The following is a 21,501-nucleotide window of genomic DNA, read 5'->3' as shown; positions in this document are numbered from 1 at the left end:
GGACAGCTCGGGGGACGGTAGACAAGTCTGTGTACCCCACTAGGTGGGCTTTTCGGGGGACGTTTGCCGTCTTATCGTTGCTAAAGATCTCTATATCTGGCCCCCGACATTGGCCAGTGTGCACCGATCAACCCGACACAGTGTGGATTCTCTCTGTTTCCACCGCGGAAAAATTAAGGCCTTACCCGTGAAGTTTTTGCTGCGCTCCCTACTTATTGCTGCCCTCCTAGCTGCGGGCATCACCGTCCCGGCGCAGGCTGCTACCGCCGCGCCCGCGGACATCACTGTCGACCTCAACCGGCAGGTGAGTGCGACTACGTTGTACGGCAGTGACGTGTCAGTGACGCTCACGGCACAGCAAACATCGGGTTCCAACGCCTACAACCTGACCTTCACCGACATTCTGCCCGCTGGGGCAACGCTGGAAACAAACTCTGCCTACGGCGAACCGCAAAAGATTGCGCTCGCGGGAGGCTCCACCAAGCTCATCTGGAACAACGTTGCCGACCTGTCGTCTGGCGCCGTCGTCTCATTGACCTACTCCTTCTCGTACGACATGCCCCGTTACGACGTCGGCGACACATTCACGGGTGTTGCTGAAGCGTTCGCTAACACCAATGAGCGCACTCTGGTGAAGTTCGACGCGCTCACTGGCGCGGTCATCGAGAGCTCGCGTGACGTGGGTGGAAGCGCGGAATCGAGCACCACGCTCGTTCCCTTCGTTCTTGACAAGGCAGAGACATCGAGCCCCGAGTCTGAGCTGCTTCGCGGTGTCCACGATCACCAGACGGTCTATGAGCTCACCGTCACCAACAACGGCGTCAACTCAAGCTCTGACTTCACCGTTACCGACTACCTCCCCGCTGGCCTTGAATTCCTCGGATGCGCGGCAGCAGACAACAGCGCAGTCGACACCGAAGAATATGACGGTTCCGGTCGCATCCTTCCGGCAAGTTTCCCGAGCGGCGTGGACTGTGCTGGCCTCGTTCCGACCACAAGCACCGTCGTCGTTGACCCAGACGGAGCTGGCCCTCTAGTTGAGGCCGTCTACACGAAGGTTGTGTGGACTATTCCTGGCGTGCTCGCCACCGATGGCGTCATCACGATTCGGTATGCGGCCGCAATACCGCTACGTGAGAACGTCGCGTTCGATGGCGAAGCTACGGCAAACCTCGACAACAACACGGGTGCCTTGACCTATGACGAGCAGCAACTCACTAATTACGCCGTAACGAGTGGTACCTATTCCGGCGACGCTGTGGTCTACACCGATGAAGCCACCGCCACTGTTTCCGCTGAAGACGTGTCAATTCAGAAAACTGTTGACGAGACTGGCATCACGCAGGGTTCAAACAGCGTCTGGACGCTCAAGTACCAGTCGTCTGAATATGCTCTTTCCACCGGCTCGATCGTGATCACTGACACGATTCCTGACGGGCTCAACTTCGAGGGCAGCATTCCTGATCCAACCTCTGGCCCTGCCGAGAATGCCGATGGAACCCTCACCGTGTCGTGGGATGCCGCAGCGTTTGACGGGGCGTCGAGCAGTGGAGAAATAACGGTCTTCACGTCGACGCGCGCCGCCTACCGCCTCGTAGGAGCCGGAGGCGTTGAGCGCCCGGTCAGCTCAAACGACTCGTGGACGAACACCGTCGACCTCGCGACATCCGCCACTGTCATCACCGACAACGACACCACGACCACAGAACTTGCCATCGTCGACACGTCAAGTGCCAGCCAGAAGGCTGAAGGCATCACGCTAACGAAGCGAGTTTCTGAGCCGAAGCCGATGGCAGACACCTGTGAGAACGTCAGCGGTCTTGAATTCAAGGATGACCTCGCCACGAACGCATTCCACCCGGGCGACTGGGTTTGCTACGAACTGACCGTCACGTTCCCGAGCCGCCTCGACACGCTCGACAACGTTGTGAATGACTTCTTGCCAGCAGGCTTCACTTTTATTGACTACGCTACGACCCCGCTAAACACAGTTGGCTCAACCTTCGTTGCCCAAGACCCCAACGACAAGTCGCGTTTGCTTACTTGGAATGTCGGAGATGTGGATGCCGGAACGGTCTTCCAGGTGCTGGTGACGGCCGAGATCACTGATCCTGCCGCGGTCACCGATGGCGACATCGTGTCGAACCTCATGAAAATGACGTACAAGAACACTGCTGGTGATGTTTTCCAGCTGCGGGACAGTGCAGACACGCTCGTCGAGAAGCCGGTGGTGACGCTCTCGAAGGGCATCATCGAACTCAACGAGACGCCGGTACCGAGTGCACCCGTCAACAGTCTCGCGGTGCAAGCAACCGATCGAGTGACCTATGCCGTTGTGGTGACCAATACGGGAGGCCAGACCGCCACCAACGTTTCGGTGCGAGACAACCTTCCGTCATTGCTCGAATGCACCGATGTGGAAAACATCACCGACGCCGGTGTCTGTGGAGCCGCGGCATCGCTTCCGCGCACGATTGAGTGGACCATCCCCACGATCGCTGCCGGTGGTTCCTACACCGTGACTTACGACGTCATCACTCCGGCCGATTCTGCTGCGGGAGACACTTTCGTCAACACCGCTGGCGTGCGCACCTACGATGCGGTCACCAACATGGGAGGTACGCAAGAATATTTCCCCGTCAACAACATCGACCCTGACCTCGAAGTCAAGGCCAACAGCGTCGAGGCTAAAGACACCGCGTCGGCAAACCTTCGCCTTCCCACCCTTGTGAAAGCTGCGACTACATCAATCAATGAAGCAAGCAATAATCGTGCAGGCCAGGCCACTATCGGAGAGACCATCACGTATACCGTGACGACGACGATCCCTGAGGGCTCCTCGGCGTACGTCAATCCGACGGTCACTGACGTGATTAGCAACCGCTTTACGATCGTCGGTACGCCCACCTTCACGGTGAACGGCGGCCCGAGCCAAAATGCGGTGGTCAGCGGACAAACGGTGAGGGCGCTCGTCGGGGCCAACTACGTGAACTCTCCAAACAGTGGCGATGACCCCGTCGTTCTCACGATCACCGTGCGTGTTCTCGATGCTGCCGGCCCCGTTCGCGGCAACCTGATTAACAACACCGCAAGCTTTAGCTGGCAGCCTGTCAGCGGATCCACCAAGACCGCAACGAGCAACAATGCGAGCATTCGCATTGTTGAGCCCAGCGTGTCGGTCTCGAAGACCAGCAACGCGGTATCGGGTCGAATCGTGGCTGGTCAGATCGTGCAGTACACGCTTGCGGTGCGCAATAGCAGCGCGGCGAATGTATCGATCGCTCACGACACCACTGTGATCGACCACGTGCCAACCACGATCCAGCCAGTCGATGTCGCAAACAATCCTGTGACGACAAGTCAAACGTTGCCCGGTGGCGGCGCGTGGGACCAAGCAGCACGCACGATCACATTCACGATTGCGAGCATGGCTCCCGGTTCCGGGCCCAACTTGACGTACAGCGCTCGCGTAGTAGACCCGCTCTTGAGCGGCGCGACCATCGTCAACTCGGTGGATGTCACGACGACCTCGATTGCCGGCAGTGACGCCAACGAACGCACTTCGACTTCAACGACGGGTTCGGCAAGCTATAAGGACAACGACGAACTCACACTGCGCGCCCCCGAAGTCGGCGTCAGCAAGAGTGCAACGCCATCGTCGCGCACCATCGGTGAAGTCATTACCTACTCTGTTGATGTCACGATCCCGAAGTCGGTAATCGCCTACGACGTGACCGCACTCGACACCATGCCGACCAACGTTCGGTTCGGCCAGTTCCTTGACTCCGCCTGCACTGTCGCTGGCGTCGATTGTGGCTCCGGTGATCAAGTGGATGCCGAACTTATCGGCACTCCGTCGACTACGGACCGCACGATTGGTTTTGCCCTCGGTGACATTGACCCCGCTTCGGCAAACGAACGTGTCGTCACGATTCGTTACACCGGCATCGTGACTACCGCTGCAGCATCCGGCAACACCCTGACAAACACGGTTCGTCCCTACTGGAACGACACCAATAAGCAGCTGGGAACGCCGTCAACCGTTCCAGGGCCGACCGATTTCGACCGCGTAGGGACGCCATCGACCGCGAATGTCGCCGTTCTCGAACCGCGCCTAACCATTGATAAGGATGTCGCCGGCCAGGTCAGTGACACCGACACTCGTCGTGCCAAGCCAGGCGAGTCGCTTGAATACACGATTGTCGTTACCAACGCCGGCAACTCGCCCGCCTATGACGTGACGGTTACGGACACCCCGGATGCTCGAGTCACCGGCTTTACCTCCGCAGGGGTAGTTGGCGTCACGCCCACCGATATCACTCCGTCAGACGGAACGCTCGGTTGGAAAATCGCAGGCCCCATCGCTGCAGGCGCCAGCGTAACCATCAAGTACACGGTGACGATGCCGGTCGTTGACGAGACGAGCGAGATTGTTGCTTCGGCAGAAATCATCAATACTGCCGACGTGCCGCACTACTTCGGTGTTGCACCGAGTGATCAGGTTTCGACGATCGACTACAAGGACTACGACGACGTGACTCCGGATGTCGTGAGCGTTGAACTCGACCTTGCGTCCATCGGGGACTACCTCTGGTTCGACGTCAACAATGACGGCGTTCAGGGTGCAGGCGAGCCCGCCCTTGAGGGTGTAAAGGTGACCGTTGTTTACGCCGGGGCCGACGGAATATTTGGCAACACTGACGACGAGACATTCCCTCGCACGACAGACGAAAACGGTCTGTACCTTGTGAACCAACTGCCAGGTGGTCTCTACCGAGTGACCGTGGATGCTTCCACTCTTCCCGCGGGAATGACCCCCAGCTACGACCTCGATGGCACCACCGTGACGCCTAACGGCATCTGGCAGGGCACCCTCGCCGAGAACGACAGGAAGCGAGACGTCGACTTCGGCTACACGGGAACCGGTTCGATCGGTGACTTCGTCTGGTTCGATCAAAACAAGGATGGCGTTCAAGACGCGAACGAGCCCGGCTTGCCTGGCGCGACCGTCACGGTTGTCTTCGGCGGACTCGATGGGGATCTCTCCACGACGGCCGACAACATCACCTACACGACATCCACGGATGCCGATGGCAAGTACACGGTCGGCCTGCTTCCTGCCGGTCCCTACACTGTCACTGTCAGCGACCTGCCCACCGGATATGTCGTTGTCTCCGATCCCAATGGTGGAACCAGCGCGAGCTCAACGACGTCGCTGACGGCCGGCCAAAATCGCGTCAACCAGGACTTCGGCTACGCGGGATCCGCATCCATCGGTGACTACGTCTGGATCGACCGCAACGGTGACGGTATTCAAGAGGGAACCGAGCCGGGAATCTACGGCGCTGACGTTGAACTCACTTGGTTTGGCGAAGACGGTGTGCTCGGCGGCGGTGACGACGGAGTATTCACAACCACGACCGACGGTAACGGTGCCTACAGTTTCCCGAACTTGCTGCCCGGAAACTTCTCGGTAGCCGTCACTGGCGGACTGCCAGCAGGCGCGACGAACAGCTTCGATCGTGACGGGGACAAGGACTCTCAAGCTCCCGTATCGCTAACGATCGGTCAAGCCGTCACCGACGTTGACTTCGGCTACGACGTTACTTCCGTCATCGGAGACCGCGTGTGGTGGGATCGCAACAAAGATGGCGTGCAAGACAGCAACGAACCGGGACTGTCCGGCGTGGGCATCCGCATCACGTACCTGGGTACCGACGGTGTTCTTGGCGGAACCGGCGCTGCTGGTGATATCGAGTTCACAACAACGACGGACAGCAACGGCAACTGGACTGTTACAGATATCCCCGACGGCAACTACATTGTTGAGGTTGTCAGTGGGGTTCCGGCCGGCTTCGGCCCGACCTTCGACAACGACAGTGGAACGACCTCGCCAGACGAAGAATCACGCGTGACGCTGGTCGATTCTGATCTCCGTCAGGACTTCGGTTATGCCGGCGACTCGAGCATTGCTGACACGGTCTGGCTCGACCTCAATAAGGATGGCGTTCAGGATGTCGGCGAGCCCGGCCTTCCGGGAATTGTTGTCACTCTTGTCTGGTTCGGTCCGGATGGCGTTGCTGGCGGAACCGACGATGTCACTTTCGTGGAGACAACTGACGCCAACGGACACTACCTATTCGATGGGTTGCCAGAGGGTAGCTACACCGTGACGGTAGACACCGACACTCTGCCGAGCGGCGTTGCGCCGACATTCGACGCGGATGCTGGCACCAACCAGCCGACGGCGGCGACAACACCGTCCGGCGTTGGCCCGAACTCGACCACAGCAGTTGTGCTTCCAGCGGCAACCGATCTTGACAACATCGACTTCGGTTACGTCGGAACCGGCAAGATCGGTGACACCGTCTGGCTCGACCAGAATGGCGACGGGATTGTCGATACTACCGAGTCGGGAATTGCTGAAGTTCTTGTGACGCTCACTTGGGCGGGGCTCGATGGCATCCTGGGCAACGCCGACGATGTGGTGTCGAACCAGCGCACCGACAGCGACGGCAACTACCTCTTCGATGATCTCCCCTCTGGACTCTTCCGGATCGACCTGAGTGGACTTCCACGAGGCCTTACGGCAACGGCTGACCCGGATGCTGGCTTCGATGACACCTCTGAGGTCACCTTGCGGGGTGGCGAAGAAAACCTCGATCAGGACTTTGGCTACCGCGGTGACGCTGGCGTCGGCGACCTGCTCTGGCTCGACGTCAACAACGATGGGGTTCAGGGAACAAACGAACCTGGTCTTCCCGGAATCGTGATGACCGTGACGAGTCCCGGCGCTGACGGGCTGTTCGATACCGCTGACGATCTGATCGTGACCACCACGACGGACGTGAACGGAAACTACCCCGTAGAGGGACTTCCCGCCGGTGATGTTCGAGTGTCATACGACCCTGCGACGTTGACGGAGGGATTCGTTCCCAACGCTGACCTCGACGGTGATGTTCTCTTCGAAACGACAGCCGAATTGACTGCGGGTGAGACTCGACTCGATGTGGACTTCATTGTGGTCGGTAGCGCAACGCTCAACGGCATTGTGTTCGATGACCCGAATGGCAACGGTGTGCGTGACCGCGGTGATCGCGGCATCCCGAACGCGAAGGTCAACGTTGTTTGGGCCGGACCCAACGGCCCCGTAACGGTTGTGGTGACGACCGACGCTGATGGAGCGTGGGAACTGACTACACTTCCAGCGGGAACGTACACGGCAACGATCGACCTCAGTTCGGTCAGTGCGGACTACCGCCCATCAACAGGTACATCGTCAACGGTTGAGCTGCCGGCCTTCGGTACACGCTCGGTCATTCAAGGTCTCACAACGCTGATGCTCGCCTTCACGGGTTCGAACATTGCGTTGGGAGCATCGCTCGCCGGTCTGCTATTGCTTGGCGGATTGTTGCTTCTCCTGCCAGGACGTCGGGTCCGCGGTGGAAGGCAGTCCGCTCTAACTTCGGGTAAGTAGCGGGCACGACCAGCGAGTTGGCGCGGTGACTGCGCTAAGAGCCGAAAGCTCTTGGCGCAGTCACCGCGCTTTATCCGTTAACGGGCGGGATGGTGTGCAGCGCAACGCCCCGATCTCTCAAGACTGACCTCCACACTTGAGTCATACACACTCAACTTTCAGCTAGCCCGCTTGACTCTCGCTCCGCGGAGGTAGAAACTTGATACCAAGCGACTCAAGTTCGCACACTCAAACGCTTAAAGGAGTAAGAGCACATGGCTCGAGCAGTAGGTATTGACCTCGGAACCACAAACTCAGTGGTTGCCGTACTCGAAGGTGGAGAACCCACCGTCATCGCAAACGCCGAAGGAATGCGCACTACGCCATCCGTCGTCGCATTCACCAAGGATGGCGAAGTCCTCGTTGGTGAAACCGCCAAGCGCCAAGCCGTCACTAACGTTGACCGCACCATCGCATCCGTCAAGCGCCACATTGGCACTGACTGGAAGGTGGAGATCGACGACAAGAAGTACACCCCGCAGGAAATCTCCGCGCGAACGCTTGCCAAGCTCAAGCGCGACGCCGAGCAGTACCTGGGTGAAGACGTCACTGACGCCGTAATTACCGTTCCCGCCTACTTCAACGACGCTGAGCGTCAGGCAACGAAGGAAGCCGGTGAGATCGCTGGCCTCAATGTTCTGCGCATCATCAACGAGCCAACCGCTGCCGCACTCGCGTACGGCCTCGACAAGGGTAAAGAAGACGAACTCATTCTCGTCTTCGACCTTGGTGGCGGAACGTTCGACGTCTCGCTTCTCGAAGTGGGCAAGGACGACGACTTCTCGACCATTCAGGTTAAGTCCACTTCTGGCGACAACCGCCTCGGTGGAGACGACTGGGATGCCCGCGTCGTTGACTACCTGATCCAGCGCTTCAAGGACTCGACCGGTGTCGATGTTTCTGGCGACAAGATCGCGAAGCAGCGCCTCAAGGAAGCTGCCGAGCAGGCCAAGAAGGAACTCTCCTCGCAGATGTCGGCAAGCATTCAGCTTCCGTACCTCTCGCTCACTGAGAACGGCCCAGCCAACCTCGACGAGACCCTCTCTCGCGCCAAGTTCGAAGAACTGACCGCAGACCTCCTCGAGCGCGTGCAGAAGCCATTCAACGACGTCATCAAAGAAGCGGGCGTCAAGCTCGCTGACGTAGCGCACGTAGTGCTCGTTGGTGGATCGACTCGCATGCCCGCCGTTGTTGAGCTCGTCAAGAAGCTCACCGGTGGCAAGGAGCCAAACAAGGGTGTCAACCCTGACGAGGTCGTAGCCGTCGGTGCTGCACTCCAGGCTGGCGTTCTGAAGGGCGAGCGCAAGGACGTTCTGCTCATCGACGTCACTCCGCTGAGCCTCGGTATCGAAACCAAGGGCGGAATGATGACCAAGCTCATCGACCGCAACACTGCCATCCCGACCAAACGAAGCGAAACCTTCACCACGGCGGATGACAACCAGCCTTCCGTATCGATTCAGGTCTTCCAGGGTGAGCGCGAGTTCACTCGCGACAACAAGAACCTCGGAACGTTCGAGCTCACCGGCATTGCACCGGCGCCTCGTGGCATCCCCCAGGTTGAGGTCACGTTCGACATCGACGCTAACGGCATCGTGCACGTGTCCGCCAAGGACAAGGGCACTGGCAAGGAGCAGTCGATGACGATCACGGGTGGCTCAAGCCTCTCGAAGGAAGACATCGAGCGCATGGTTCGCGAGGGCGAAGAGCACGCTGCAGAAGACAAGGCTCGCCGTGAGGCAGCTGAAGTTCGCAACAACGCTGAGCAGCTCGCGTACTCCACCGGAAAGCTCATCACCGACAACGCTGAGAAGCTGCCAGAAGACGTCAAGACTGAGGTTCAGGCCGACGTCGATGCGCTCAACTCGGCACTGGCAAGCGATGACGAAGCGGCCGTAAAGACCGCCTTCGACAAGCTGACCGAAAGCCAGCAGAAGCTTGGCGAAGCAATCTACAAGCACCAGGAAGAAAACCCTGAGGCTGCAGAAGGCGAAGAGGCTCCCGCTGACGAGAACTCTGACGAGGACATCGTTGACGCTGAAGTGGTTGACGACGACGAAGCTGACGCGGACAAGAAGTAGATGTCTGACAAGAACAAAGACCACGACGAGAACCAGGAGCCGGTGATTCGCGATAAACGTCGCGTTGATCCGGAAACCGGTGACATTCGTGCGGCTGACTCGGCTGCTGCAGATTCTTCTGCAGCGGCCGGGGGGCAGTCCGCTGATGAAGCGGATGCTGCTGACGAGCCCGTCGAGACCGTTGACGCGTCGATTGACGCTGAAGCAGACGACGAGCCGGCAGCAGGTGCCGAGTCGCAATTGAGTGCTGAAGATCAGCGCCTGCTCGATGACGCTAGCCGCGATCTGGTTTCTGACATGCGCGATCAGATGTTGCGCGCACAGGCTGAGCTGGTGAACTTCCGCACGCGCGTTGAGCGCGACCGGGCAGCGAACCGCGAATCGGTCATCGCTGACGTCATCCGTTCAATGCTTCCTGCCCTGGACGATCTCGATCGTGCAGATAAGCACGGAGACATTATCGATGGCAGCCCGTTGGCGTTGGTTTCGCAGAAGCTTCACTCCAGTTTCGAGCGGTTCGGTCTTCGCAAGATTGGCGAGAAGGGTGAACTTTTTGACCCCGCTTTCCATGAGGCTGTAGTTCACTTGAACGACCCGGAGGCAACCGAAAACACGATTGCTGACGTGGTTGAGCCGGGCTACATTCTTGGTGAGCGCGTTGTTCGTGCCGCGAGGGTTGCTGTCTCCGGTCCTACTGAATAGGTCGGGGGTGGCGTGTAGTGGCTAGCCAAGATTGGTTCGACAAGGACTTCTACAAGGTGCTCGGGGTATCGAAAGATGTCTCAGCGGCCGACCTCAAAAAAACCTATCGCAAACTCGCGCGCCAGTTTCATCCGGATTCAAATCCGGGAGATCCGAAAGCGGAGTCTCGCTTCAAGGAGATCAGCGAAGCACATTCGGTGCTCTCCGATCCTGAACAGCGCCAAGAATATGATCAGGTTCGCGCTATGGGCTCTGGCGCTCGCTTTCAAGCGGGTGGCCAGTCCGGCGGCTTCGAGGATGTCTTTGGTGGCATGTTCGGTGCGGGTGGCGCGGGCGGTCAACGCTACGGCGGTGGCCAGTCTGGTGCCAGCTTCGAAGATCTTTTGGGTGGCATGTTTGGTGCTCAAGGCGGCCCTGGTGGCGGTGCGGGATTCCGTGGCGGCCCAGCAAAGGGTCGCGACCTAGCGGCAAACACAACGCTCGATTTCGTTACGGCCATTAATGGCGAAACGATTAAATTGCAGCCTGCTGGCGGTCGTCCGATGAACGTCAAGATTCCTGCGGGGGTCAGTGACGGGCAGAAGATCCGCCTCAAAGGCAAAGGCGAGCAGAGCATCAATGGTGGGGAGTCAGGCGATCTGGTTCTCACTGTGACGGTTCGCAAGCATCCGGTATTCGAACGTGAAGGCAACAATCTTCGGGTCGTTGTTCCTGTGACGTTCGCGGAAGCGGTGCTCGGCGCCACCATCGAGGTTCCCACTTTGAGCGGTACACCGGTCAAGTTGAAGGTTGCGGCGGGAACCCCGAGCGGACGAGTATTGCGAGTAAAAGGTCGCGGTGTCACGACGACAAAAGCGACCGGAGATTTGCTTGCCGAAGTGCAAGTGGCGGTTCCGAGCCACATCTCGGAAGCGGCACATGCGCACCTCGAAGCATTTACCCAAGCAATGCCCGCAGAAAACCCGCGGGATGACCTGATGGCTAAAGCCAGGAGGTAATGACAATGGATGAGTCCACGCCAGCTTTTGCGATCGCTGTTGCGGCAGAACTGGCTGGCATGCATCCGCAAACGCTGCGACAGTACGACCGTCTGGGGCTCGTCTCACCAACGAGAACCAGCGGTCGTTCGCGGCGTTATTCCCTGCGCGACGTGATGCAGTTGCGTGAGATCGGCGCCCTCAGTGCCGAAGGACTCAACCTTGAGGGAATCAAACGCATCCTCGATCTCGAAAACCGCGTAAGTGAGCTCACCTCCCGAGTGCACGAACTTGAAGCCGCACTCGCAGATGAACTCCTGGCGAAACCCGGGCGGCGAGTGTTCGCTGCCGGTGCTGCCGGAGAAGTGATCTCCCTCAAGGCAGGAACCAGAGGCGAACGCACTGACCAAGTCGTGCTGTGGCGGCCATTCACGCGACGCGACAATCAACTTCCGCGCTGATGTCATCCCGATGACCGTGTAGCGATGATCTCCTCAGAAGCCCCTCCGCTCGGCAGCGCTGCGATTCTGCGTCAACGCTGGAGTGAAGTCACATTTTTACACTGGCGGGTTGATCCCAGCACCGTCGAGCGCTTCATGCCGGCCGGATGCCGTCCAGACACCATGAACGGCAGCACGTGGGTGGGACTCATCGCGTTTCAGATGTCTCGCAGTTCGTTCTTTGGCGGGCCCCGCATTCCGTGGCTCGGTGACTTTCCCGAAGTCAACGTTCGGCTCTATTCGATTGACGAACAGGGCCGCCGCGGAGTGGTCTTCCTTTCGCTCGAAGCATCCCATCTCATCCCGGTGCTCACAGCGCAGGCCGCTTTTGGATTGCCCTACCGGTGGGCATCGATGCAGATCGGGCAGCGCGACGGAAAAGTTGCCTACACAACGAAACGCTACGGCCAACCGGATGCCGCATCCCACATCATCGTGCGCCCGATTGACGATCCGGCGGCGAGTGTTGCGCTCGCCGCTGACCCGGTTGCGACGTTCTTGACAGCGCGCTGGGGTTTTCACGAAACCCACCGCGGAGCAACCATCTACTGTCGCAATCACCACGAACGGTGGCCGTTACAGCCGGCAGAGCTCGTGCATCTCGACGATGGTTTGCTTGCGGTTGCTGGCTTCGAGGGGCTTGCGGATCGTGCGCCAGACTCGGTGATGTTTGCCACTGAAGTGTCGACTGTGTTTGCGTCTCCGCAGCAACCAATTCGTGTCCGCAAGCCTCGAGCGCGCACTGTATGGGCCACGGCGCGTTCATCATAGTCGTTCTGGTTTTCTGAATCCGGAATGCGTGGTACGGGCGTTCAACGTGGTCTCATCAGCACAAATGAGCATTGCCTCTTTGCGCCGACAGGGACATGATGAGTAACCACAACGTCATATATGCAACACACGATTGAAACGATGAAGCTGCAGAATGAGAGTGCGGGTGCAGTAGCCCGTGCGTAAATCATTTCTCGGCAAATAGCTCAAGGCAACGATGCCGAACAACGCAGGAGGCACCATGACGACGGTCCGCGCAGCAATCACTCAGACAACCTGGACAGGCGACAAGGAGTCGATGATTCAGAAGCATGAGCAGTTCGCTCGTGATGCAAAAGAGCAGGGCGCTCAAGTAATTTGCTTCCAAGAGTTGTTTTACGGCCCGTATTTCGGAATAACTGAAGACAAGAAGTATTACGCCTACGCTGAGCCTGCTGATGGCCCCATAGTGCAGCGTTTTCAGGCCTTGGCTAAAGAGCTAGATATGGTCATGATCCTGCCGATCTATGAAGAGGCGATGACCGGCGTGTATTACAACACCGCTGTCGTTGTTGATTCCGATGGCACCAACCTCGGTTCGTATCGTAAGCACCACATTCCTCACCTCGACCGGTTCTGGGAGAAGTTCTACTTCCGTCCAGGCAACATGGGGTACCCCGTTTTCAACACTGCCGTAGGCCCAATCGGGCTGTACATCTGTTACGACCGCCACTTCCCTGAGGGATGGCGCGAGCTCGGCCTCAACGGTGCCGAAATTGTGTTCAACCCAAACGCCACCAAGCCTGGTCTCTCCAACCGCCTGTGGGAGGTCGAAGGCCCCGCGGCTGCTGTAGCGAACGGCTACTTCGTGCTGCAGCCGAACCGTGTTGGTCGCGAAGACAACGAATACGGTGACCTCGCGGTCGACTTCTATGGAACCAGCCAAGTTATCGACCCGCGCGGCAACTTCGTGGGTGAACGCGGTTCGGGCACTGACGAGGAGATCATGATTCGCGATCTCGACATGGACCTTGTTCGCCAGATGCGTGACGACTGGCAGTTCTACCGTGACCGTCGTCCGGAGTCGTACACCTCGATCCCGAAGCCATAACGTCAGCCCCCGGGCTGTCTTAGCGCCCGGGGAACAGTAGGCACAAGACAAGCAGAGGAGCGAATCATGGCCACCACTCTCATTTCTGGCGGAACAGTCGTCAGCTCAACGGGCCGAGCCCCAGCAGACGTCCTTATCGACGGCGAAGTAATCAAGGCCGTGCTGTCACCGGGCAGCACGCTTTTTGGAACCGACATTGCGGCATCCGTCGATCACGTTATTGATGCCACGGGAAAGTACGTCATTCCTGGCGGCATCGATGCCCACACTCATATGGAGCTGCCGTTCGGCGGCACTGCGGCGATCGACACGTTTGAGACGGGCACTCGCGCTGCAGCGTGGGGTGGCACTACTTCGATCATCGACTTTGCGGTGCAGACCTATGGAACTCACATTCAGGATGCTCTCGCCGAGTGGCACCAGAAGGCGGCGGGCAATTGCGCCATCGACTATGGCTTTCACCAGATCGTCGGAGACGTGACGCCGGAGTCACTCAAAGCGATGGCAAAGCTGCCAGATGAGGGCATCACAAGCTTCAAAATGTTCATGGCCTATCCGGGAGTTTTCTACTCGGATGACGCGCAAATTCTGAAGGCGATGCAAGTGTCACGCGACACCGGCATGATGACGATGATGCACGCCGAGAATGGTCCCGTCATCGATGTTCTCGCCGAGCAGCTCGTGGCGCAGGGCAAGACTGACCCGTACTATCACGGTGTTGCTCGCGCCTGGGAGATGGAAGAGGAAGCTACTCACCGGGCAATCATGCTCGCGAAGCTCACCGGTGCCCCGCTCTATATTGTGCACGTGAGTGCGAAGCAAGCGGTCGAGCAGATCGCCGGCGCTCGTGACCGCGGCCAGAACGTGTTCGCGGAAACCTGCCCCCAGTACCTCTACTTGAGTCTCGAAGAACAACTCGGTGCTCAGAGCGAGCAGTACGGTCACTTCGAGGGCGCCAAGTGGGTGTGCTCAACTCCGCTTCGCTCGCGCGAAGAGGGACATCAGGATGCCATGTGGCAGTCGCTGCGTACGAACGATGTGCAAATGGTCTCTACCGATCACTGCCCGTTCTGCATGAAAGATCAGAAAGAGTTGGGCCTTGCGGATTTCCGCAAGATCCCGAACGGAATCGGCACTGTCGAACACCGCATGGACCTCATGTATCAGGGGGTTGTCACGGGAGAAATCACCCTCGAACGCTGGGTCGAACTGACGAGCACCACCCCCGCTCGCATGTTTGGTGTTTACGGACGCAAGGGCGTCATCCAGCCAGGAGCTGACGCCGACATCGTCGTCTATGACCCTCGTGGCCACACCTCGATCGGCATGCCGGTCGATGAAAACGGTAACCCCACGGGCAAGAAGCACCACATGAACATGGACCACGCGGCCTGGGAAGGCTTCGAGGTCGATGGTCACGTGGACACCGTCATCTCTCGCGGCAAGGTCATCGTCGATGGCGATCAGTACCTAGGAACGAAGGGTGATGGGCGTTTCATGAAGCGTGGTCTCACTCAGTACCTGACCTAGAGCGTTCTTCGCGGCATCCGACCTATCTTTCCCACCACGAATGAGGAGCCCCATGGACTTCGGAGCAGTACTACAGACCAACCCGCCAGCATCGCGAACGGTGCAACTTGCCAAGCTGGCTGAAGCACACGGCTTCAGTCACGTCTGGACGTTCGACTCGCACATTCTGTGGCAAGAGCCCTACGTGATCTATAGCCAGATTTTGGCCGAAACTCGCAAGATCAAGATCGGGCCGATGGTGACGAACCCGGCGACTCGCGACTGGACTGTTACGGCATCCACTTACGCGACCCTCAACGAGATGTACGGCAACCGCACGATCTGTGGGATCGGCCGCGGCGACTCGGCGGTGCGCGTGACCAACGGGAAGCCGACAACGCTGAAGGATCTGCGGGAATCGATTCATGTCATCCGCGAACTCGCGAACTCGCGCTCCGTTGAATATGGCGGGGCCCAGCTGCAGTTTCCGTGGAGCAAAGGCTCCGAACTTGAAGTATGGGTTGCCGCCTATGGCCCGCTCGCGCTCAAACTCACCGGTGAAGTCGGGGACGGGTTCATCCTGCAACTAGCCGACGTCGATATTGCCGAATGGATGATCAAGAAGGTGCGCGACGCTGCTGAGGCTGTCGGGCGTGACCCCATGTCGATCAAGTTCTGTGTCGCCGCCCCCATGTACATCGGCGATGACTGGGAACACATGCGCGACCAGTGTCGCTGGTTCGGTGGCATGGTCGGCAACCACGTTGCCGACATCGTCAAGAAGTACGGTGCGGATGGTGACGTGCCCAAGGCCCTCACCGACTACATCAAGGAACGCGAAGGCTACGACTATAACGAGCACGGGCGGGCGGGCAACACCCATGCCGCCTTCGTGCCCGATGAGATCGTTGACCGCTTCTGCGTGATGGGCACCGCCGAACAGCACATCGAGAAGCTCGAGAAACTGCGAGCACTCGGTGTCGATCAATTCGCTGGGTATCTGCAACACGACAACAAGGAAGAGACACTGCGGGTCTACGGCGAGACGGTGATTCCCGCCTTCGCTGATCACGTCGCTGCGAAGGCCTGAGCTGATGACAGCGCGCCCTCGCCTTGTCGGCGGTTTTATGTGGGGTTTGGCTGGAGCGCTGCTGATCGCTCTCGTGTGGGAGGGATACAAGTTCTTCGGGCCAGCCGATGGTCTATCAATCGGCGAGCTTCGTGTTCTCCCGCGAACCACCGACCTCGCGATGCCGCACCTGTGGGACATGATGGTGCGACTTGCCGAGCCCGTGACGCGAGCCGACGGTGCATTGCCGCTGTGGGCAGTGGTTGCGCTTGCCGCGCTCACGACGCTCGGCATTGCCGCGGCAGGGTGGGCAGTCGGGGTCGTCGTTGGCGTCGGTTTTGCTCTACTCATGCAGCGCTGGCGGCTGGCCGAATTCGGGCTGTTGCCGTGGATCGTGATCAGCCAAACCGTTCCCCTCATCGCGTTCGCTCCGGTCGTCAAAAGTTGGGGTTCGCGCGTGGAGATTGGCAGCTTCGAGTGGCAAGACTGGATGTCGGTCGCCCTGATTGCGAGCTACCTTGCGTTCTTCCCGATCACGGTCGGCGCGCTTAAGGGGTTGCAGTCTCCTGACCGCATCCATCTAGAACTTTTCGAAACCTATGCCTCGGGGTATTGGTCAACGCTCAAGCAGTTGCGTTTTCCGGCAGCAGTGCCCTTTCTCTTGCCTGCACTCCGACTCGGGGCTGCGAACGCGGTCATCGGCGCGGTGGTCGCCGAAGTATCAACGGGGCTTCAGGGTGGTATCGGCCGGCTGCTCATCCAATTCGCCGGGCAAGCCTCCGGCGACCCGGCGAAAGCGTGGGGACCAATATTCGGCGCAATCGTGCTTGGTCTTGTTGCGGCCGGCTCGGTCGCTCTGCTCAGCGTGATTCTCAAGGACTACCGACGAACAGAGGAGGCCGCGTGAGCGACCAGATCCTAAACAGCGCAGCGACTACTGATGCGCTACCTGCTGCAGGCGAGACGGATGCCGTGGCAGTTTCGGTACGCGGCGTCAACAAGCAGTTCCAGACAGCAACCGGGGTGGTTCACGCTCTCGAAGCAATCGATCTCACTGTTTCGGCTGGCGAGTTCGTCTCGCTGATCGGCCCTTCGGGTTGTGGCAAGTCAACGCTCATGAGACTCATTGCTGATCTTGACGATCCGACCTCGGGTGAGCTGATGGTGTTCGGTAAGACAACAACGCAGGCGCGCCTTGACCAGGACTACGGCATCGCGTTCCAACAGGCGGGGCTGCTGCCGTGGCGAACGGTGGCGGCGAACGTTGCGCTTCCGCTCGAACTGCACGGCGTGGCATCCGCTGATCGTCGCACTCGGGTTGCCGACCTTCTCGACATGGTCGGGCTCACCGAGTTCGCTGATCGTTTTCCTGACCAGCTCTCAGGCGGCATGCAGCAGCGGGTGGCGATAGCGCGCTCGTTGGCTGAGCAGCCACGACTGCTGCTGATGGATGAGCCGTTCGGTGCCCTCGATGAGATGACGCGCGAAAAGATGCAAACCGATCTCGTGCGCATTGCCGCCGATACCGGGGCAGCTGTTGTCTTCGTGACGCACTCGATTCCGGAGGCGGTGTTCCTTTCTGACCGCGTTGTCGTGATGTCGCCGCGGCCCGGACGTATTAGCCAGATCGTGCCCATGCAACTGAATGCTATTGATGGTCGACAAGAGCGCTCGGATGATCTTCGTGAAGAGTCATCGTTCTTCGAAATGGTGACAGAGGTGCGCGAAGCACTGCACGGTGGCGCCTCGGATTCTCCCGGGGACGAACCGCGCCAGGCGCGGGGAGTGGACACCCGATGACAGCCACATCAGCAAATGCAATCGTCAATGGCCGTTCCGGAACCGGGGCGCGCCGAAGCAAGGGGTGGAGCCCCAGAACAGAATCCACGCTGCGTATAGTGGCGCCGATCTCGTTCGGGCTGATCGTTCTCGGTATTTGGCAATTGCTCGTTACCGTGGGTGGGGTCGACGACTACCTGCTGCCGAGCCCCACGTCTATCGTGGCCGAGCTTGTCGAATTCTGGCCCTCCGTCGTTTCTGCAACGGCGCTCACAGGCAGCAATAGTTTGATCGGATTGCTGGTCGGTTCGCTGTTTGGCATCGTGTTTGCGGCAATCTCTGCGCGCTGGCGCATTGCCGACCAGATGAGTGCACCGATTGTCGCGGCGCTCGCTGTAGTTCCCATCGTTGCTCTCGCTCCTGTGCTCAACTCGATGTTCGGGGCGGACAGCCAGTTTGGTCGTCAGGCGATCGCGGCGATCGCGTCGTTTGTTCCGATCTTCATCAATACGTTGCGCGGGTTCCGGCAAACTAAGCCAGTGCACCGTGACCTGATGAAGGCGTATGCCGCGAATTCTGGCCAAATGCTGAAGTCGCTCACCCTGCCAACCGCACGACCGTTCATTCTGACGGGCATCCGCATCGCCTCATCGCTTGCCGTGATTTCGGCGCTCGTCGCCGAGTACTTCGGTGGGCCGCGCGGTGGGCTCGGCAGTCTGATTGCTACCTCGGCTGCCTCGAGCGCCTACTCCCGCGCGTGGGCCTATGTTGGGGCATCCATTGCTTTGGGTTTGCTTTTCTATCTTGCGACGCTCGCGCTTGAAAGACTTGTGTTGCGTCGTGTACCGACCGGGGGCTCCCGCTAACAGCAGAGAACGAGAAAGGAGAAGTTCGCACCACCAGCTCTACCAGCAGTATCCACTTGCACCGTGAATCTGGAAGGTCTGACATGAAGTTCACCAAACGCCGCGCACTCGCGGCCGGAGCGTTTGCCGTTACGGCAGCGTTCCTTCTCACAGCATGCTCACCGAGCGATGGGGGAGACAGCGGTTCCGCTGACGGCCTCACCGAAGTGAAGCTCCAACTTCAGTGGCTCCCGCAGGGCCAGTTCGCCGGCTACTTCGCGGCAGCCGATCAGGGCTTCTTCGAAGAAGAGGGCCTCGATGTCGAAATCATCCCCTCTGGCGGTGACATTGTGCCGCAGGATGCTCTCGCCAATGGCGACGTTGACTACGCCATCGCGTGGGTTCCTAAGGTGCTTGGCTCGATCGAGCAGGGTGCCAACCTCACTAACATCGCCCAAATTTTCCAGAAGTCAGGCACCCTCCAGGTGTCGTGGGCTGACTCGGGTATCGACTCGGTCGCCGACTTCGAGGGCAAGAAGATCGGTTCGTGGGGCTTCGGAAACGAGTGGGAAATCTTCGCGGCCATGGCTGCTGAGGGCCTCGACTCCTCGACCGTGCAGATCATCACGCAGGACTTCAACATGAACGCGTTCCTGCAGGGTGACATCGATGCAGCTCAGGCGATGACGTACAACGAGTACGCGCAGCTGCTTGAGTCAACCGACCCTGACACGGGAGAGCTGTACCAGCCCTCTGACTTCAACGTCATCAGCTACGAAGACACCGTTGGTGCGATGCTCCAGGATGCAATCTGGGCTGACACCGAACGTCTCGACAGTGACGAGGACTACCAAGACACGACAGTCAAGTTCTTGAAGGCTGTTGTTAAGGGCTGGATCTACGCCGCGGAGAACCCTGAAGCTGCTGCAGAAGGCACTGTTGCTGCCGGTTCCGGTTGGGGGCCAAGCCACGAACTGTGGATGGTCAACGAAACCAACAAGCTGATCTGGCCGGCCGCCAATGGAATCGGTGTCATCGATGAAGCCTCGTGGGACCGCACCGTTGAGGGCGCAATCAGTGCCGTCAACGAGACGGGCGCAAGCCCCATCACGACAGCGCCACCGGCATCCGCTTGGACAAACGACTGGATCCTCAAGGCGCTCGAAGAACTCGAGGCCGACGGTGTCGATACCACCGGCGGAGACTTCGCCCCGATCGACGTCACCCTGCTTGAGGGCGGCAACTAGCCGAACTGAATAGCCGCTAGTCGGATGCCGCCCTTACGCTTGTGAGGGCGGCATTCGTTTATCAGAAGCACTGTTTCATCGCTCAGGGAGGCCCGCGCCATGACCGACCACTACGACGATCTCGACGCGTATGCGCTCGAGCTTGACGAAGCGATGGCGATTGGCGGCGCGGGGCTGACGCTCGAAGTGGGGTGAGGCGAGGGCGATAAAGTGCGGCTCGCCTGCTCAGTCGATTCGTATACTTGGGTGAAACTCAATTCTTAAATTCGGTGAGGGGATGCACGTGGTCAGCATCAACGGTTGGCTGCAAGCGCGATGAGTTTCACGCCTAGAGACCTGAGCAGAGAACAAGCAGAGTTATATCTCGCGCACACGGAAGCCACCCGAGAACTCAGGCTCACTGAACTGGCTCATTGGATGGCGGCAAGCCGGGGGCCTATCGGTGAAATGGATGGGTCCGTGGCGAGTGTGCATACGCTGTGGGAATGGTCGATTAGGTTCATTGATTCACGCGCAGTGAAGATGATTCCTCGAGACCAGCTCACAGACCAAGACATCATGTTTGGCGAGTCTCCTGAAGTCGCCAACCGGCGAAGGTTCTCTGTTGCGCAGGCCGCGCCGATTTACATGCTCGAGGTCCTCCGCCGTTTAGATCCCACTACTCATCTCGGTATTCAGATGGAGGGAGACGCGACTCACGAGAACTTTCAGAAGCTCATCTATCGGTCGAAATCTCAGTTTGAGGCCACACCGCAGCTCTCTGACGTCGATTTGTGGTTCTCGCTGGGGAAGGTCTTCCGCGGGATACTTCCACCGGAGAAGATCTCGGGTTGGTTCGCGAACTCGTTCGCGAACTGGGCGGAGTTGGCGGATGGTGATTCTGGCGGTGAGTCGATTCTTGCACCGATGGTGTCCCGGCCACTGAGCGACTTTGACGATGTTCAGCGCCCTCCGGTGTTCTTCGAGCCCAAGCTTGGCGGCAAGCCGGGAAAGCCGGGAACGCCGAAGAACTCACCCAAGGACTACGCGGAGCTCGAAGAGTCAGAGTTCATGCTCGCCCCGCGCCGGTACGACCCCGACAACCTTGCCGCAGGAAAGAAGCTCAACGCAGCGAAACTGCACAAAGCTCTGCTCGCGATGCAAGAGTCCCTCGGTGGTGGGGGCACGATCACTGACCCTGCAGAGTGGATCACCCAAGACACCACTGACTTGGCGCTCGGCGATTTCGCCGGCGTGACGATCTTTGCCGAGGATGGAGCGGTGCGGGCAGTGGGAATTGAACTGGGAGAGCCGACTAAGCAGCAGTGGTGCACCCTTTACCCGCAACTGCGCCGTCTTGCGAGAACTCTCTGGGTGCACTTCGCGCCGGCGGAGTCTGAAAGCTGGGCTTCGAACCGGGAGTAGCTATTCCTGGG

The 21,501-nt window shown here is 59.1% G+C and carries 14 protein-coding genes; all 14 read left to right on the top strand.

Translation table 11 applies throughout. The features are described 5' to 3' along the window. Positions 1-187: 187 nt before the first annotated feature. The 14 genes from AC1ENN_RS13640 (at position 188) to AC1ENN_RS13575 (ending at position 21,490) form a co-directional block, all read left to right on the top strand. Positions 188-7,477, top strand: a complete 7,290-nt coding sequence (locus tag AC1ENN_RS13640) for an SdrD B-like domain-containing protein (RefSeq protein ID WP_480406275.1) — start codon at positions 188-190, stop codon at positions 7,475-7,477. Between the two features lie 254 nt (positions 7,478-7,731). Beyond that, the gene (gene dnaK, locus AC1ENN_RS13635) at positions 7,732-9,597 is read left to right on the top strand and encodes a molecular chaperone DnaK (protein WP_449647745.1); all 1,866 of its coding nucleotides are present in this window, start codon (positions 7,732-7,734) and stop codon (positions 9,595-9,597) included. Next, positions 9,598-10,299 carry a nucleotide exchange factor GrpE gene (locus AC1ENN_RS13630; RefSeq protein WP_449647744.1) on the top strand — a complete coding sequence of 234 codons (702 nt, stop codon included), beginning with the start codon at positions 9,598-9,600 and terminating at the stop codon, positions 10,297-10,299. Between the two features lie 17 nt (positions 10,300-10,316). Next, on the top strand, positions 10,317-11,297 hold the full coding sequence (locus AC1ENN_RS13625) for a DnaJ C-terminal domain-containing protein (RefSeq protein WP_449647743.1): 981 nt from the start codon (positions 10,317-10,319) through the stop codon (positions 11,295-11,297). 5 nt (positions 11,298-11,302) lie between these two features. Continuing rightward, complete coding sequence (locus AC1ENN_RS13620; protein WP_449647742.1) at positions 11,303-11,737, top strand: heat shock protein transcriptional repressor HspR; 435 nt, start codon at positions 11,303-11,305, stop codon at positions 11,735-11,737. A gap of 24 nt (positions 11,738-11,761) precedes the next feature. After that, the gene (locus AC1ENN_RS13615) at positions 11,762-12,547 is read left to right on the top strand and encodes a YqjF family protein (protein WP_449647741.1); all 786 of its coding nucleotides are present in this window, start codon (positions 11,762-11,764) and stop codon (positions 12,545-12,547) included. A gap of 241 nt (positions 12,548-12,788) precedes the next feature. After that, complete coding sequence (locus AC1ENN_RS13610; protein ID WP_449647740.1) at positions 12,789-13,637, top strand: nitrilase-related carbon-nitrogen hydrolase; 849 nt, start codon at positions 12,789-12,791, stop codon at positions 13,635-13,637. A gap of 66 nt (positions 13,638-13,703) precedes the next feature. Next, positions 13,704-15,167: a dihydropyrimidinase gene (gene hydA, locus AC1ENN_RS13605; RefSeq protein WP_449647739.1), complete on the top strand. Its 1,464-nt coding sequence runs from the start codon at positions 13,704-13,706 to the stop codon at positions 15,165-15,167. Between the two features lie 52 nt (positions 15,168-15,219). Continuing rightward, on the top strand, positions 15,220-16,236 hold the full coding sequence (locus AC1ENN_RS13600; protein ID WP_449647738.1) for a TIGR03842 family LLM class F420-dependent oxidoreductase: 1,017 nt from the start codon (positions 15,220-15,222) through the stop codon (positions 16,234-16,236). A gap of 4 nt (positions 16,237-16,240) precedes the next feature. Further along, positions 16,241-17,122: an ABC transporter permease gene (locus tag AC1ENN_RS13595; RefSeq protein WP_449647737.1), complete on the top strand. Its 882-nt coding sequence runs from the start codon at positions 16,241-16,243 to the stop codon at positions 17,120-17,122. After that, entirely contained in the window at positions 17,119-18,015 is an 897-nt protein-coding gene (locus tag AC1ENN_RS13590; RefSeq protein WP_449647736.1) for an ABC transporter ATP-binding protein, read from the top strand. Before AC1ENN_RS13595 ends, AC1ENN_RS13590 begins: the two co-directional genes overlap by 4 nt. Then, positions 18,012-18,860 (top strand): ABC transporter permease, encoded by an 849-nt coding sequence (locus AC1ENN_RS13585; RefSeq protein ID WP_480406274.1) that lies wholly within the window; start codon positions 18,012-18,014, stop codon positions 18,858-18,860. The genes AC1ENN_RS13590 and AC1ENN_RS13585 overlap by 4 nt, the downstream gene beginning before the upstream one ends. Positions 18,861-18,943: 83 nt before the next feature. Continuing rightward, positions 18,944-20,086, top strand: a complete 1,143-nt coding sequence (locus AC1ENN_RS13580; protein ID WP_480406273.1) for an ABC transporter substrate-binding protein — start codon at positions 18,944-18,946, stop codon at positions 20,084-20,086. Positions 20,087-20,545: 459 nt separating this feature from the next. Further along, positions 20,546-21,490: a hypothetical protein gene (locus tag AC1ENN_RS13575; protein WP_480406272.1), complete on the top strand. Its 945-nt coding sequence runs from the start codon at positions 20,546-20,548 to the stop codon at positions 21,488-21,490. Positions 21,491-21,501 lie beyond the last annotated feature (11 nt).

It is taken from the genome of Rhodoglobus sp. G.S.23, assembly GCF_056675935.1.
The sequence above is the reverse complement of the archived record's forward strand: the minus strand, read 5'-3'. Positions and strand labels throughout refer to the sequence as shown.

Coding starts and splice junctions, on each gene's coding strand:
- AC1ENN_RS13585 (WP_480406274.1), top strand. CDS start 18,012: ATGACAGCCACATCAGCAAATGCAATCGTCAATGGCCGTTCCGGAACC.
- AC1ENN_RS13615 (WP_449647741.1), top strand. CDS start 11,762: ATGATCTCCTCAGAAGCCCCTCCGCTCGGCAGCGCTGCGATTCTGCGT.
- hydA (WP_449647739.1), top strand. CDS start 13,704: ATGGCCACCACTCTCATTTCTGGCGGAACAGTCGTCAGCTCAACGGGC.
- AC1ENN_RS13630 (WP_449647744.1), top strand. CDS start 9,598: ATGTCTGACAAGAACAAAGACCACGACGAGAACCAGGAGCCGGTGATT.
- AC1ENN_RS13610 (WP_449647740.1), top strand. CDS start 12,789: ATGACGACGGTCCGCGCAGCAATCACTCAGACAACCTGGACAGGCGAC.
- AC1ENN_RS13620 (WP_449647742.1), top strand. CDS start 11,303: ATGGATGAGTCCACGCCAGCTTTTGCGATCGCTGTTGCGGCAGAACTG.
- AC1ENN_RS13595 (WP_449647737.1), top strand. CDS start 16,241: ATGACAGCGCGCCCTCGCCTTGTCGGCGGTTTTATGTGGGGTTTGGCT.
- dnaK (WP_449647745.1), top strand. CDS start 7,732: ATGGCTCGAGCAGTAGGTATTGACCTCGGAACCACAAACTCAGTGGTT.
- AC1ENN_RS13580 (WP_480406273.1), top strand. CDS start 18,944: ATGAAGTTCACCAAACGCCGCGCACTCGCGGCCGGAGCGTTTGCCGTT.
- AC1ENN_RS13600 (WP_449647738.1), top strand. CDS start 15,220: ATGGACTTCGGAGCAGTACTACAGACCAACCCGCCAGCATCGCGAACG.